This is a genomic window from Dellaglioa algida DSM 15638 (assembly GCF_001434695.1).
GTDB classification, from domain to species: Bacteria; Bacillota; Bacilli; order Lactobacillales; family Lactobacillaceae; genus Dellaglioa; species Dellaglioa algida.
Genome location: NZ_AZDI01000007.1, coordinates 17,798 through 33,684 on the forward strand (window position 1 = coordinate 17,798; position 15,887 = coordinate 33,684).

At 34.7% G+C, this 15,887-nt stretch carries 14 protein-coding genes; 5 read left to right on the plus strand and 9 right to left on the minus strand.

All coding sequences use genetic code 11. The features are described from left to right. Positions 1–6: 6 nt before the first annotated feature. The 9 genes from FC66_RS05490 to map all read right to left on the minus strand — a co-directional run bounded on the left by FC66_RS05490 (position 7) and on the right by map (position 9,094). Positions 7–633: a sugar transferase gene (locus FC66_RS05490; RefSeq protein ID WP_057974388.1), complete on the minus strand. Its 627-nt coding sequence runs from the start codon at positions 631–633 to the stop codon at positions 7–9. Continuing rightward, complete coding sequence (locus FC66_RS05495) at positions 630–1,556, minus strand: NAD-dependent epimerase/dehydratase family protein (RefSeq protein WP_057974389.1); 927 nt, start codon at positions 1,554–1,556, stop codon at positions 630–632. The genes FC66_RS05490 and FC66_RS05495 overlap by 4 nt, the downstream gene beginning before the upstream one ends. Positions 1,557–1,582: 26 nt before the next feature. Then, entirely contained in the window at positions 1,583–2,308 is a 726-nt protein-coding gene (locus FC66_RS05500) for a CpsD/CapB family tyrosine-protein kinase (RefSeq protein WP_057974390.1), read from the minus strand. A 24-nt stretch (positions 2,309–2,332) separates the two neighbouring features. Next, on the minus strand, positions 2,333–3,076 hold the full coding sequence (locus tag FC66_RS05505) for a YveK family protein (protein WP_057974391.1): 744 nt from the start codon (positions 3,074–3,076) through the stop codon (positions 2,333–2,335). A 13-nt stretch (positions 3,077–3,089) separates the two neighbouring features. Further along, the gene (locus tag FC66_RS05510; protein WP_057974392.1) at positions 3,090–4,070 is read right to left on the minus strand and encodes an LCP family glycopolymer transferase; all 981 of its coding nucleotides are present in this window, start codon (positions 4,068–4,070) and stop codon (positions 3,090–3,092) included. Between the two features lie 333 nt (positions 4,071–4,403). Further along, a complete protein-coding gene (locus tag FC66_RS05515; RefSeq protein WP_057974393.1) occupies positions 4,404–6,146 on the minus strand; it encodes a hypothetical protein in 1,743 nt (580 codons plus the stop codon). Between the two features lie 52 nt (positions 6,147–6,198). Beyond that, the gene (locus FC66_RS05520) at positions 6,199–7,128 is read right to left on the minus strand and encodes a YihY/virulence factor BrkB family protein (RefSeq protein WP_057974394.1); all 930 of its coding nucleotides are present in this window, start codon (positions 7,126–7,128) and stop codon (positions 6,199–6,201) included. Between the two features lie 98 nt (positions 7,129–7,226). Then, positions 7,227–8,096, minus strand: a complete 870-nt coding sequence (galU, locus tag FC66_RS05525) for a UTP--glucose-1-phosphate uridylyltransferase GalU (protein ID WP_057974395.1) — start codon at positions 8,094–8,096, stop codon at positions 7,227–7,229. A gap of 215 nt (positions 8,097–8,311) precedes the next feature. Next, the gene (gene map, locus FC66_RS05530; protein WP_057974396.1) at positions 8,312–9,094 is read right to left on the minus strand and encodes a type I methionyl aminopeptidase; all 783 of its coding nucleotides are present in this window, start codon (positions 9,092–9,094) and stop codon (positions 8,312–8,314) included. A gap of 150 nt (positions 9,095–9,244) precedes the next feature. Between map and FC66_RS05535 the strand changes: the two genes are divergently transcribed. From FC66_RS05535 to FC66_RS05555, 5 genes are read left to right on the plus strand one after another with little or no spacing between them, the layout of a single operon-like run. Beyond that, positions 9,245–9,703, plus strand: a complete 459-nt coding sequence (locus FC66_RS05535) for a flavodoxin (protein ID WP_057974397.1) — start codon at positions 9,245–9,247, stop codon at positions 9,701–9,703. A 3-nt stretch (positions 9,704–9,706) separates the two neighbouring features. Beyond that, the gene (locus FC66_RS05540) at positions 9,707–10,120 is read left to right on the plus strand and encodes a GtrA family protein (protein ID WP_057974398.1); all 414 of its coding nucleotides are present in this window, start codon (positions 9,707–9,709) and stop codon (positions 10,118–10,120) included. Positions 10,121–10,155: 35 nt separating this feature from the next. Beyond that, the gene (locus tag FC66_RS05545) at positions 10,156–11,118 is read left to right on the plus strand and encodes a glycosyltransferase family 2 protein (RefSeq protein WP_057974399.1); all 963 of its coding nucleotides are present in this window, start codon (positions 10,156–10,158) and stop codon (positions 11,116–11,118) included. 19 nt (positions 11,119–11,137) lie between these two features. Continuing rightward, positions 11,138–13,975, plus strand: coding sequence for a YfhO family protein (locus FC66_RS05550; protein WP_057974400.1), 2,838 nt, complete (start codon positions 11,138–11,140; stop codon positions 13,973–13,975). Between the two features lie 30 nt (positions 13,976–14,005). Beyond that, entirely contained in the window at positions 14,006–15,796 is a 1,791-nt protein-coding gene (locus FC66_RS05555) for a hypothetical protein (RefSeq protein WP_057974401.1), read from the plus strand. Positions 15,797–15,887: the final 91 nt, after the last annotated feature.

The window sequence follows — 15,887 nt, forward strand, 5'->3', positions numbered from 1 at the left end:
ATTTGATCATCGTGCCCCATCACCGGTAAGTACGACTGTTATTGTTCGTATAAAGATACTAAAATCTAGTCTCAGAGAAAAATGTTCCATATAAAATAAATCTAGTTTTAGTTTCTCGGCAGGCGATATATCATATCCTCCATTTACTTGAGCATATCCACTGAGTCCTGGTTTGATTAATAGTCTCTGTTCAAACCCTTCAATTTCATCTGAAAACTGTTGCGTAAAATTAGGTCGTTCAGGTCGTGGTCCGATTAGACTCATTTGACCCACTAATACATTAAATAATTGAGGCAACTCATCGATACGTGTTTTCCTCATAACTTTACCCACTCTGGTAATTCGCGGATCTTCTTCCTCTGCCCATTGTGCACCATTTGCTTCAGCATCGTTTCGCATTGATCGTAGTTTAATAACTTTAAACCGTTTACCCATAAGTCCGACCCTCTCTTGAGAATAGAATGGACCTCCTTTTGAATCAACTATGATAATTACTGCGAATAAAAACACCACTATACTTACCGGAACCAGTGCAAGAATCGATAATACCACATCAAAAATTCGTTTTAAAATAATATAAGGATGTTTAAACTCAGTATTTAATTTGTTTAGGTATGCTTCTTTTTTTATCATTTTAAATATACCTTTAATCCTTGTGAGATAGAGTATACCGGCTTGAATCCAGTACTTAATAATTTATCTATTTCTGCATAAGAATATTTTATGTCCCCGGTCCTAGATTCAACGTACTCTATCGAAATGTTTGAGTTTAATATTTTTTGAAAATTTTTAATTACGGCGTTTAAGGACGTCTTTTTACCCGTGCCTACATTGTAGACTTCGTGAACACATTTCGGCGATACGGCCAAATGAATAATAGCTCCTACTACATCATTTATAAAGATAAAATCTCGATATTGTTCTCCATCACCAAATACTTTAAAACTCCTATCCTTGTCTATGCTATCTTTCAGAATAGATAAAACTCCAGAATACGGAGACTTGGGGTTTTGTTTAGGTCCGTAAACATTGAAAAATCTAACTGCAACCGTTTGAATATCATATAATTCACCATACCTTAAAACGAATTGTTCTGATGAAAACTTATCAATAGCGTACGGAGTCATAGGTTTAATAAGAGATGTTTCCTTTTTTGGTAAAGCCGGATCGTTCCCGTATACTGCTGCTGAAGACGAAAACAGTAATTTGGTAATTGGTAAATCATTTTCTCGTATAGTTTCTAAGATATTTAATGTGGACTCCAAATTGACTTTATGCGTATAACTTGGCCTTTCTATGGAATCTGCAACACTCGCAACGGCCGCCAGATGATAAATGTACTCAAATTTTTCATTTATTAATAATTCTTCCATGAATTTATAATCGCAAACGCTTTTCTCATAAAATGATATTTTTTCAGAATTAGGAATATTTTCCCGTTTCCCCATTGAAAGGTCATCTATAATTGTGATTACATTGTCTTTATCTTTTATTAATTCATCAACCAATGATGACCCGATAAATCCCGCCCCACCAGTAACTAATATTTTTTTCATTATAATTCTCCTCAAAAAAACTAATCTTATTTATAATAACCGTAGTACCCGCCATAATAACCTGATTCGTCACTACCCGAAACGTCATTCAAAATAGTCCCAATTATTCTTGCATGAACAGTATCTAATAGTTCTTTTGCTTTTAAAACGGCGCCTTTTTTTGCTACACCTTCCCGAACAACCAAAATCGTACCATCAACTTTAGTTGCAACAATCTGCGCATCGGTCACAGAAATCAACGGCGGCGTATCGATAATCACCATATCCATTTGCTCCGCAACGGCCATTAAAATAGCATCCATTCGTTTTGTATTTAATAATTCTGAAGGATTTGGCGGTGTGGGACCAGCCGGCATGACATACAAATTTTCAATCGGTGTTTCCTCAACTGCCTTTGCAATATCAATATCTTTTTCAGTTAAGCAATTCGTTAACCCGGTTTCATTACTTAAACCAAACGTTTGATGCGCAGTTGGACGACGCATATCAGCGTCAATTAATAGAACTTTCAGACCCTGATTAGCATAGGTAACAGCTAAATTCGTGATGACAGTTGATTTTCCCGCAGATGGTCCTGAAGAAGTCGCCATGATTACTTTCATCTCTTTATCAATACTCGAAAACTGGATATTAGTTCGAACTGTTCGAAATTGTTCAGCAATTGTGGATGTCGGTTGTGTAACTGTTATAAGTCCTACTCCATTATCGATACTATCGGTTGATAATTTTTTATCTTTCTTAAATAAACTCATTTTAATTACTCCCATTCACTTAGTTTAAATTTTATGTTTTCGTACTCTCGGCTTTGATTGCCCAAACAAACCTTGACTTTTCTTTGTTTCATCAATATGGTTAATCATTCCCAGATTTGATAGTCCAAGGTCTGTTAAGAATTCAACACCTTTAACAGTTTTATCAAAAACTGTTATTGCCAATGCTATCGCTACCCCTAGTATCGCTCCAAGCATTAACCCAATTATGACGTTCATTTTTTTGTTTGGGGATACGGCATTTGGCTTTGCAATCGCGTCGGCCACAATTGTTACATTATTTACTTTCATCATCTTTTTAATTTTACTCTTAAAAGTATCAGCCACAGAATTAGCAATATCAGCGGCGCGATAGGCATTAGTATCTTTAACTGTCACACTAAATACCTGTGAATTTTCTTCACTAGAAATACTGATTTGTCCTTTTAAATCATCACTTGAACCAACAAAGTTATCCTTCTTCGCAATTTCCTTTCTAACTGGGTCTAAAACAATTTTATTTTGGATAATATCCTTGTATGTATTAATCATCTGGACATCCGCCTGTTGTGTATTATATGCGGCACCATCATTATTAGCCTGTTCTGTTCTATTTACTAAGATTTGGACCGTTGCGTCATACTTTGGTGTCATAAAGAAAGTTGTTGCTAAAAATGCAACAACTACTCCGGTGATTGTTAATCCACCTATTAATTTAAGATGTTTCTTTAAAATATTAAATATTTGTTCAAGATTGATTGATTCTTCCATTGGTATAAGTCTCCTAGTCTAATTCTAATTGTTTTCTGATCATTTGTGATACCTTTGTTACTTGTTCTGATGGTACAACCTCGTACGACACGCCGTTAATCATCTGTGATTGCCCTTGGAGTTGAATATCTTTAATCGTCCCAATTGCACCACGATACTTAGTTGCAATTGCCTTGATATCATCAAATTTTAAATCCGTCTTCATGTTACTTTCTAATGCGCTCAAAATTGATTGATATTTAGTTATACCATTAATTGAAACAATGTTCTTACCTAATGCAGTTACGACTGAACGTTGACGCTTTTGACGTCCATAATCACCTTTCGGATCATCATGACGCATTCTAGAAAAAGCTAACACGTTGCTTTCGTTCAGTTCAATTTCACCCTTGGCGTAACTACCAAATGCAAATGGATTGTTAACTGTGATAGGTCCAACTGCACCCGTTATTTCTTCTAGCCCTTTCATATTCATCTCAACATAGTAGTCGATTGGAATATTTAAGTAGTTTTGAATGGTATCCATGGCCAATGAGACATCCCCATACGCGTATGCGGCATTCAACTTGTTCTCTGTCCCATGTCCGGTAATTGGAATTTTCGTATCACGTGGCAAGCTCGTTAACGTTGTCATGTTCGTCTTAGGATTAATCGTTGCGACCATCATTGTATCTGATCGTCCTTGATCTGTTCTGCCATCCTCGCCCGTATCAACACCCAAAATTAGAACTGAAAAAGGCGCTTCTTTTTTAAGTGATACCGTACCCGTTGTTCGCTTGTTTTTAACATTTACTTTTTGATATGTATTATCTACCACATCTTTTGCATCCAGGTAGACCTTAGCCATTAAGCCCCCACCGATAACTAACAGTGTGGCAATAACAACTCCAACACCAATTCCCCATTTTTTTGGTGTGCTCATTCTTTTATTCTTATGATGATGATGACGATGTTTCTTGTGACTACCTTGTTGCTGACTTTTATCTTCGTCCATAATTAATTACCCCTAAATATTTTTTTAGATGTATACAATGACGCAATAATTCATTATACATGTTAGTATCCTTAAATGAAACTTAAAATGGATTGTCTAATCATTGTTTAATCTTGTTGTCAACCAATAGGCTTTGATTTAACTTTTGTTTTCGTTTTCAAAGCTTGACTGGCCTACTTTTTTAATTATACGTTAGATTTAACTTCCTTATATTTCATTTTTAATACAAAAAAGTGCATAAACAAAGATTATACGTTTTTCAAATTATCTTTTACCAAAATTTATATTCATTTTAAACACGTATTAGTATTAATATACTATAGAAGATATATATCAATCTAATTTATTTTTACGCCTTACTATCATTCTACCGACAGCCCACAAACTACTAACAACCCAAGTTAATACAACAATCAATAATCTCAACTTGGTGACTATTTTTGATTTGTACCCAACGGATAAGGTATTTATACCTTCATTAGTAGATTCAACGGTCGGACTACCCATCGTTGATACCCTTATTTTCTTTAGATTAATCTTTTTTCCATTTAGTTTAAGCGTTGACCCATTGTAAATAATAACCGGCAGAGATGTAGACTCTCCTTTTTTTATCGTATTCCAGTGAACGATCAAATCGCCACTCCTATTTACCGTTTTATTAACCCTAAATTTATTTATCATCATATCCCTTTTGTAGTCAACATAAGGATCTTTGCTTGTCACACGATTATCGGGTAAATAGTCAGGTGTCGCTTTCGTGACAAGGTCCAATCCTGCTCCTAACCTAGGACTAGTAAAGGCATGCGTAATCTGTTTATTACTCTTACTACTTACGACATTAACGTTTTCGGCAGATGCCAGCGGCTGCTGATTATTCCAAATTTGATTGCTTTTATTTATTTCTGAATAGGCTTGTAACCCAATTGAAAGACTACCCGCTAATAATAAAAATTCACAATATTTTCTTGAATCCTTGAACGGTAAAGTTGATAGTGTTGCACCAAAACCGGCGAACAGTAACACCGAAGCGAATCCTTCAAACCGGCGGGGGAATTGTAAAAAGCGTTGCAATTCCGGAATGGAAGCCGCTATTTCAGTCCACGGCATAATATTGGAAGCTAAAATTAAAAATAATAATCCTAGAATTGTTACGACTTTATTGGTTAAGGGTAATTGATCCCTTTTCATAAATAACCAAAGAATTTGTAAGACAAAGATAATGCTTATGACTAAGCCTATTTGAGTTAATGTTGGATTTCCCGCTGATAAGTTCATGGTCGACTCTGCCATGTCGGGATTGTCATATGGTGGATATAACTGGTTTTTTGTCATGACGTCTAGCATGGCGCCCCAAACATTAAATGTTAGTACTACCGATAGTAAACTTGCCCAGATGCACTTTAGCACAAGTTGTCGTTTTTTATTCGTTTGTATGAAACCCACTATAAAAAATACTATTAAGACACCAATTGACATTAAGGCGCTCAACAAATGAACTTGGATCATCAATGAAACAACCAGTGCTAAGGGGATAATTCGTAAGTCTTCGGCATTATTCTTAATCATCTTTAATGCCATTACAACGACTAACGGCATTAAAGCAACACCCCAGGCCATAAAATTCTGTTCAGTCGACCAACGTGTAATCCATAAACTAGTCATGAAAAAAGTAGCCGTAAGCAGAGAAATCCGCTTAGTTGACGCCATCTCTCTAGATAAGATATACATTAAATAGCCGCTAATAAAAAAAATTAAGAAATTAGAAATAATCTGAAATTTTATCCAACTATGTACGATTAACAACAATCCACCTAAAAGATAGGCGAAACCGGGTCCATATAAGGCATTTACAATACGTCCTCCTTGTTGAAAACCGTAATTAGTTTGAAAATAACTAAAATTACCCGTTTTAAATTGCATGTAGGTATCGTATACACGATTAAAATGGAACAGGGAATCGGATCCTAAAACTAAACTATGATTAAGTATTTGAGGTAGTACCAACAATAAACTCACACTAAAAATAAGACTAAAGATTATTCCTTGATTTTTAAAATAGCTAAACTTATTTCCCAATAGATTAACTCCCAAAAATATTTATTTACTATTATGCAAGACGCCAGAACTGTCATTTTTTATGCTGTTTATTTTTTTTCTTATTTCTTCGTTTTTTCTTTGTCGATCTGCCCGTGTATTGATCAACTAAGATATTCAAACGACTTGACTGTTCCTCAACCTCACCGTGTCGCATAATAGCAATTGACGCATTCAGAACTGCACCCAGCATAATTATCCACGCACCAAAATTTAACCAGAATAACATAATCATAACAGTCCCAATGGCCCCATAGCTACTGAATGAACCCCCAAAGTATCGGACATAGATTGAAAAGACTTGTGTTAACATAATCCATCCAAACGTTGTCAGAACTGTTCCAGGTATAACGGCCTTAAACCTCAGCTTCACGCTTGGTACAATCCGATATAACAATAAAATAATAATAAAAATACCGATTAAGGCAATCGGCCATTTAACCGTTGTAATAACCGTCAAAATGGCTCCCGGAAGATGAAATATTGGCGTTAAAAATTCAACAACCATCTGACCAAACCCAAGGAACAAAATAATGGCACCTAAAGTTGCAACTAAAGCAATCGTCAATATTAAGGATGCGATTCGTCCAATAATAGCATTCTGTTTGGTTTCAACACCATAGGCTTGGTTAAACCCTTTCTTCAAGGCATTAATCCCTTTACTTGTCGTCCATAGCGTTACAATGGCGCCAATTGATAATAATCCACCATTTCCATTATTCAGGAATGATTCAATTAATGGTGCCAATATTTTGTAGATTGCGGATGGCATGACAAGTTTTAAATATTCCAGAATGACGGTTACTCTTAAATGAAGCAATGGTAATAAATTTCCGATAAAAATAATGGCTGGAAAAATTGATAACAGCGTATAATACGCAATAATAACCGAGGAATTACTCACGTCGGCATTAATGAATTGAGTTTGAAATGTTTTAATAAATTGTAAGCATCTATTCTTCATGTGATTCCTCCGAGATTTGTATCCATAAAATAAATTGTATCACATTTAGGCAAAAAAATAGATTGGGTCATCGTTATCGACCCAATCTTTTAATTCGATTATAATTTTTTAGATAGTTCTTTGATGTATTCTCTCAATTCATCTTTAACTTCTGGATGTTTTAATCCGAAGTCGATACTTGTTTTTAAATAACCAAATTTATTACCGACATCATAACGATCGCCCTTAAATTCATGCGCAAAAACACGTTGAACTTTATTTAAACGGTCAATTGCGTCAGTTAATTGAACTTCGTTACCTTCACCGGGTTCTTGTGTTTCCAACATACCAAATATTTCTGGTGTTAATAAGTAACGACCAATGATTGCTAAATCACTTGGTGCATCGTCAACTGCTGGTTTTTCAACAAATTTTTCAACATCGAATAATCCTTTTGACACTTCACTTTTAGGCGCAATGACCCCATATTTTGAAACTTCTTTATGTGGGACTTCCATTACGGCAAGTGTTGAAGCGTGCGTTTCATCGTAACGATTCATTAATTGTTTTGTTAATGGCACTTTGTCTTGCATAATGTCATCACCCAACATGACAACGAATGGTTCATCACCAACAAAATCTTTAGCCATTAAAACGGCATCACCTAAACCTCTAGGATGCGATTGACGAATAAAAAATAAGTTAATATCTGTTGTTTCTTCAACGATTTTTAATAACTCCGTTTTACCTTTAGCCGCAAGGTTAGCTTCCAATTCAGGAACTGAATCAAAATGATCTTCGATTGGTCGTTTCCCTTTTCCGGTAACAATTAAAATATCTTCAATTCCGGCCGCTCTTGCTTCTTCAACAATGTATTGAATCGTTGGCTTATCAACGATTGGTAACATTTCCTTGGCCATTGCCTTTGTTGCTGGTAAAAATCTCGTTCCTAATCCCGCCGCAGGTATAATTGCTTTTCTAACTTTCATATTACTTCTCCTTTTATTTCGTTCTTTATAGCTTAATAAAGAATCTCATTATTTTAATAAACTTAACTTCGAGCGTCATTGTTAAATAGAATTTATTTTTTAAATATTATTTTAAGTTTATTAATAACACTATAATTTTACCATGAATTGCCTAAATTACCACAAAAAAAGGGAATCGCTTTAAATTAAGTAAGCGATTCCCTTTTTTATTTATTTTATAAATATTTTGCGTCAAACTCTGGATCTTGAGATGTTAATATTTTAGGACCATCTTTTGTGATGACAATAACATGTTCATATTGACATGAAAGACTGCCATCAGCCGTTCTTGCAGTCCAGCCATTAGGATCGTCACTCTCTGATTCCCAACCACCAACGTTAATCATGGGTTCAATCGTAATTGTCATTCCTTCTTTAAGACGTAAACCCTTACCAGCTTGACCATAATGGGGAACCGAAGGACTTTCATGCATTGTTGGGCCGATACCATGTCCAACAAATTCACGAACATCCCCATATCCCATTTGATCTTCAGTATAGGTTTGAATGGCATTACCGATATCGCCAATACGGTTACCGATAACGGCTTGATCAATACCTAAGTAGAGTGCCTTATGCGTCACTGCCATTAACTTATCTATCTCTGGTGTTGATTCACCAACGACGTAACTCCAACAAGAATCACTCATCGCACCATGCAAACTAACAACAGTATCAACTTTAACTAAGTCGTTATCTTTTAAAATTAAGCCTTTACGAGGGAAAGCATGACAGATTTCGTCATTGATACTAACACAAGTTGCGTATTTGTAACCTTCAAACCCGATTTGTTCCGCAATACCGCCATGGCTTTCAATATATTTACGTGAGAAAGTTTCAATTTCCCAGCTTGAGATACCTGGTTTGATAATATCGCGTAAACCTTTGTGCATACCAGCAATAATAGCACCTGAAGCACGCATTTCTTCAATTTCGCGTTCTGATTTTAATGTAATCATTTAATTTGTTTCCTCCTATTTAAATAATTCTTCTAAACTATTATACCGCAATTGTTGAAAATTTGTTACGAGATGCTTAATTCCTTTCACAATCAATTTCTTATCTGATATACTTTGAATAATATTTAATTATGGAAGAAGGAATTTAGTTTGGTTTCAGCTAAAGTTATTTTTGCAACAATTACAGGTAATAATGAAGACGTCGCCGATATTATTACAGAAGCACTCGAAAATTTAGGCGCAACAGTTGAGATGGAAGAAATCTCACAATCAGATGCATCAGATTTAAATAACTTCGATATTGGTATCGTAGTTCCTTATACTTACGATGAAGGTTCCCTTCCCGATGAAGGCCTTGATTTCTATGAAGATTTACAAGAACTTGATTTAACTGGGAAATTATTCGGTGTTGCCGGATCTGGTGATACATTCTACGCAGAGTACTTCGCTACCGCCGTTGATGACTTTGGTACAGCTTTTGAAGAAGCTGGCGCAACTAAAGGATCAGCTAATCTAAAGATTAACCTGGAACCCGAAGAAGAAGACATCGCCAACCTAGAGATATTTGCAAAGGAATTATTCGATAAAGCGAATACTGGCGAGGATTAATAGATGAAAAAAATTAATGAGCTATTTCGAGCGCACTACGCATTAATTTCATATTTAATTTTTGGTGGGCTAACAACCTTAATTAATATCATTACTTTTGTTATTTTCCAATCATATCTTGGCGTAAATTATCAATTTGCGAACGTAATTGCTTGGTTCGTTTCCGTCGTTTTTGCATTTGTGACTAATAAGCTTTGGGTCTTCGGCTCCAAAAACGTTAACTTTTCAGGTTTCATGCGAGAAATTTTATCATTCTTTGGATTTAGAATTTTATCCTTGGTAATCGATCAATTAATTATGACAATTGGCGTCTCTGTCTTACACTTAGATGCGGCACTCGTTAAATTATTTGATCAGGTATTCATTGTTTTAATTAACTACGTTTTCAGTAAGTTATTCATCTTTAAAAAATCATAAAATAAACTTATTAATTTTACTAGGGGGCACCACTCATGACAAACAAAGTTCTTTCAATTGTCGTTCCATGTTACAACGAACAAGAATCTATCCCACTTTTTTTTGATGCGGTTGAAAAAGAATCAGTTAACTTACCAAATGTAGCATTAGAATATTGGTTTATTAACGATGGCTCATCTGATAATACGCTTAAAGAAATGCGCAAATTACAAAAAGCACACCCAGAAACAGTTCATTATGCATCATTTTCTCGTAATTTCGGTAAAGAGGCTGCTTTATATTGCGGCCTTCAAAAAGCAACCGGGGACTATGTCACAGTGATGGACGTTGATTTACAAGATCCAACTAGCTTCTTACCTAAGATGTTAGCTATTCTAGAAGATCCTGAAAATGATTACGACTGTGTGGGTACACGCCGAACGACTCGTGAAGGCGAACCCGTTATTCGTTCCGCTTTTGCGACTCTTTTCTATAAGTTAATTAACCGTATTTCAGATACTGAAATTGTTAATGGTGCCCGTGATTACCGCTTAATGACACGTCAAATGGTTGATGCTGTCTTATCAATGTCTGAATACAATCGCTTCTCAAAAGGTATTTTCAGCTGGGTTGGTTTTAACACAAAATACTTAGAATATACAAATCAAGAACGCGTTGCCGGTAAAACAAGTTGGAATTTCTGGGGATTATTCAAATACTCTTTAGATGGTATTATCGCTTTTTCAGAAGCACCTCTTTCAATTGCTACTTTTGTTGGATTTCTATCATTTGTTGGTTCTCTTTTCGCTATTATTTTTATTATAATTAGAGCCTTGATTTACGGAGACCCAACGGCTGGCTGGCCATCAACTATCTCAATCGTCTTAATGATGGGTGGCATCCAACTTTTCTGTATTGGAATTCTTGGTAAATACTTAGGTAAAATTTTCTTAGAGGTTAAAAATCGTCCTATTTATATTGTAAAAGAATCAGATATATTTAGTTCAAAAAAGGATTAGTTACAGGAGGATTCTGGTTATGTATAAGTTTCACTTCGATCTTAAAAAATCAAAAATGATGTACCTTTATTATCTTATTATTTTTGCAATTTTAGCCGGTCTTATTTTTGGGACTTACAAAACATCTGGATATTCTTTAATTCAAAGTCATGATCCTGCAGAACAACATCTACCTATACTAGAAAATTATCGTCAGCTCCTTGGTAATTTCATTACCCACCCTTTCCAACCATTAAAAATGTGGTCTTGGAACTTAGGTATCGGGGCCGATCAATTTCAAACATTCGCTTATTATGTTATTGGCGATGTTTTTGCTTATATTACGTTATTATTTCCCTCAAGTGCCGTGGTAACTGTTTATCAGTTCACACTCGTCTTGAGGTTATTTTGTGTTGGTTTATCTTTTATTTTCTTTGCACGACATTTCAAACTAAGTACAAGTGCAATTTTAACGGGAACGTTCATTTACCAGTTCACGTCATTTTCACTTTATTCGTCTGTCATGCAACCATTTTTTCTAACACCTTTTATTATTTTTCCGCTGTTAATTATTGGTATTGAGAAAATTCTACAAGGGGCTAGACCTCACTTCTTTATTCTCGTGTTAACTTGGACGTTCATCAGTAACTTCTATTTTTCCGTCGTTTTAGGTATCGGTGCACTGCTATACCTCATCTTACGTTACGTTATTTACTACCGAAAACGGTTGAAATTTTTTAAAACAGCCGCCATTTTCTTGTTTAGTGCCATAACTAGCCTACTAGTTTCATCAATCATGTTATTACCTGCTATGATTTCCGTGTTAGATTCGACACGATCTGGTGGTTTATTCGCTAATGGATTAAAGGTCTTCCCTATCTATTACTATATTAATCTTCCCGCCCAACTAATTGCGAGTGGCCAGTCGACCTTTTGGACCAAATTCGGATTTAGCAGTTTTGCCGTTTTAGCGATTATTCACATTATTTACAATCGTAAGAAATATCCATTATTAATAACGACTTTTATAATGGGTTTAATTATGCTTTTATTTCCATTATTTGGGGCCTTATTTAATGGTTTTCAAGCACCTTCCAACCGCTGGATTCTCTTGTTATTTGTCCCAGTCGCATTAAGTAGTTCATTATTCATTGATAGCCTTAAAAAAATGGACCTAGCGGAACTTAAATTTATGGGGAAATGTCTTGTTGGTTATTTAATATTAGTTACCGTTCCTTTTTACATTAACGGTGAGACAGAAATTTTTATCCCTATCATTTTTTTAATTTCTTTCTTTGCAATTATTTTGTTATATCGTCTACGACGTTATTCCGGGCGGATTCTATTAAGTTTGGTTCTCTTAAACCTAGCTGCCACTGGAATTTCTTATGCTTCTCCATTCACGAATACATTTAGTCATACCTTAATGCCCAGTGATGGATACCAATCTTTGTCTAAAAATATCTTTGCCGATTTAGACAAGGACATCCCTAAATCTAATGCATTTCGCGTTTCAACAATTAGTCGCAACTACAATTTTGGCGCTGATTTTATGTTACGTAATAATTTAAATCCTGATGTAAATCTCATTAATTCTTACTATTCCATCCAGAATGGTTCCTTGAGTACTTTTTCAAATAATCTCCAAAATTCGCAGTATAACAATAATGTTCCCCTTGAAAACTTCGATGATCGAACGATTGCGAATAACTTTTTAGGTGTAAAATATCTTTTCACAAAATCAGGTGAATTAAATGACACAAAAATTCCTTATGGTTATCGCCTGAGTCGCTCTAACCTTTCAAAGGACAAAACTGAACAAACAAATCTTTATGAGACGAAGAATAATTTTCCGTTAATATATTGGCAACCCAATGTCATTTCAGATGCTCGTTATACTAAGTTATCAGCTTCAAATAAAGAACGCCAGTTGTCAAAAGCAGTTAGTATTGCTGATACTTCTGATTTCAAACAAACTGAACCAGTATCTGATGTCAAAAACGTCTCCTTTACGGTTGAAAAGACGAAGAATACGGGTCAACTGAACGAGTCAACTATACCCGTCATTGGCAATGAATATCACAATAACCCTGTTTTGGATACTTACCACATAAAAATCAAAGATGCTAAAAAATATCAGAATTCTGAATTACATGTTTCTTTGACTAATATTAAACACGAGGCACTATCTGTTAAAGATCAAATGAACTTGGCCGTTCTAAATAACAAAATAGGTTCTGATAAACAGCTATTAGATACAAACGCATCATTGGCCTCACAAAAGTCACTCAGCAAACAATTAACAACAGGTTCTTCAGGCACCAGTTATTCCATCGGTCTCAAGTCCAAAAAAACAACAAATAAGATTAAACAATTAGGTGTTGATAATCTCTCTTTCTTCAAGATATTGTCTGATACTACCTTAAATATGGGTTATCAAAAAAAGATGCCCGAAAGTTTGGAGTTACTTCTATCGAATTCAGGTACTTACTCATTCAAAATTAAAGTTACCGCCGTACCACTTGGTAAGACCTACATGAATGAAGTGAAAACTATTCAAAAAAATAAACTGCATTCTTTAAAATTTTCAACAAATAAAGTTGGGGGTTCAATAACGACTAAGGAACCAGGTATCTTAACTTCATCCATCCCTTACTCTGAAGGTTGGATAGCAACAGATAATGGTCATACCGTTTCAGTCATTAAAACAAATGAAGCGTTTATTGGCCTAAAGTTACAAAAAGGGACTCACCATATTGTTTACAGTTACAAAACACCTGGGTTGACCACTGGTGCTATACTCAGCGTCCTTGGGTTGCTCATTTGGTTTGTGTCAATCCTTGTACCCGTTGCTTGGGCTCGTTTTAAAAATCATTAGTCTTTATAGAAATTTTGGGGGATTTATATTTTGGTAAGTAAGTTTAGCTATCTAAAAAATCACGGACCCGTTCTCGGTGTGATTTCTGCAGTAAGTTTATTTTTAGTTTTACCTCAAATACTTAATCACAGCTTAATATTAGGTGGTGATTCTTTATTTCATCTCAATCGCATCTACGATATATACATGCAATTTAAAACGGGGAACTTTAGTTATTTCCAATCAAACTATGGATTTTTACAGAGCGGTCGTATCATCAATGCACTGTACGGACCGGGTTTTGCCTACCTCTTAGGTGCACTCTTAGTTCTTGTACACAACTGGATTAACTTTCAAATTATAACGTCGTTCTTCGCTTTTTTCATTAGTGGTTATACTATGTTCTTTTTATCCAGAGAGATGGGATCAACAAAAAAAATATCTTTACTCACGGCTACCCTTTTTATGGGTAGCTTTTGGATTACTAGATGGTCAACCAATCAATCCTTCATGACCTGGGGCGTTATGCTCATGCCCTTGATTGTTCTAATTGGTATTAAAATGCTTAAAAATGATTCCGAGAGCTTACATGTTCTGCCCTTTGCATTAATCTTTTCACTATTAATTCAGGTTCACGTATTAAGCACTTTAATGTCGATTATCGTTTTAGGTATCTTTTTTATATTTAGTATGATTAAAAACAAAAAAAGAAATCAACTTTTATTAAAATGTTTTTTTGCGGGAATGTTAACGTTACTTCTTACATTTAACGTTTGGGGGGCAATGTTAGACGTCTTCGGTTCTGAAAAGCTCTATTCTCCATTTTCAGAACTCAGTATGTCCAATTTTACAACTGATATCTCTGTATCAACTTACGATACCACGCATATAGGATTCGTTTTAAGTCTTATTTTTCTTTTACAAATTGGTTTATATTTTTCAAAAAGTGTTAAATTTACAACACCTAATAAATTAGTTACTATTCTTGGTACATTTTTTTTAATCTTATCATCAAATCTTATTCCATGGACTAAATTAAGTAATCTTATTCCCCAACTACAGAGCTCTTTACAATTTCCATACCGTTTCATCGGGTTTACCACGGTTTTATTATTAGCAGGGTTTGGAGTAACTATAACTTCACTACCATCCGTGCGACTAAAAAGATATTTTGAAATTTCCATGGCCATATTAAGTAGTTTTTTACTGTTCCAATCCTATATGGACTTACAAAATAAAAGCACATTATGGAACACAGATCGCCCTATTATTTCTAAATCTCTTAATGATTTTAAGAGCGAGTATGGGAATGAACAAATTAAACATATTTTTGTTTCATCACACCTAGGAAAAGGCCTTCAAATAGTTACAAATGAATCATCGGACTACCTACCTAAATACTATTCTGCCGATGCCACTTCATATAATCAGCGTGGTACAAATGGATACCGAAATAAGGGAGATTCTGAAGCCTACGCTGCTTATGGTAAATATATTAATCGAAATACATCAGCCATTACTAAACGGGTCGTAAACGATAAACTTATTATTTCTTGGAATGCTATAAAAAAAGCAGACAAAATACAGTTGCCGATTATTATTTATGCAAATTCGTTAATAACTTTAAATAACCATCATTTAAATAAAGATAAAATGACATTATCAACAATTGGAACACCCACTATTACCTCACCAAAAGTAGGTAAGAATACATTAATTTTGTCATACCATTCAAATTTAATCACAACGAAAAGTATACTTATTATAATTTCTGCTTGGATAATCAGTGTTATAGCGCTCATCATTCTCACTATAAAAAAAAGGCACAAACCACATCTTTAGTAGCGTAATGATTGCTACGACTCAATCTTAGGTAAGTTTATTACTTAAAATTATTATTGTTTCATAATAATAAAAATGATATTCTTATTAT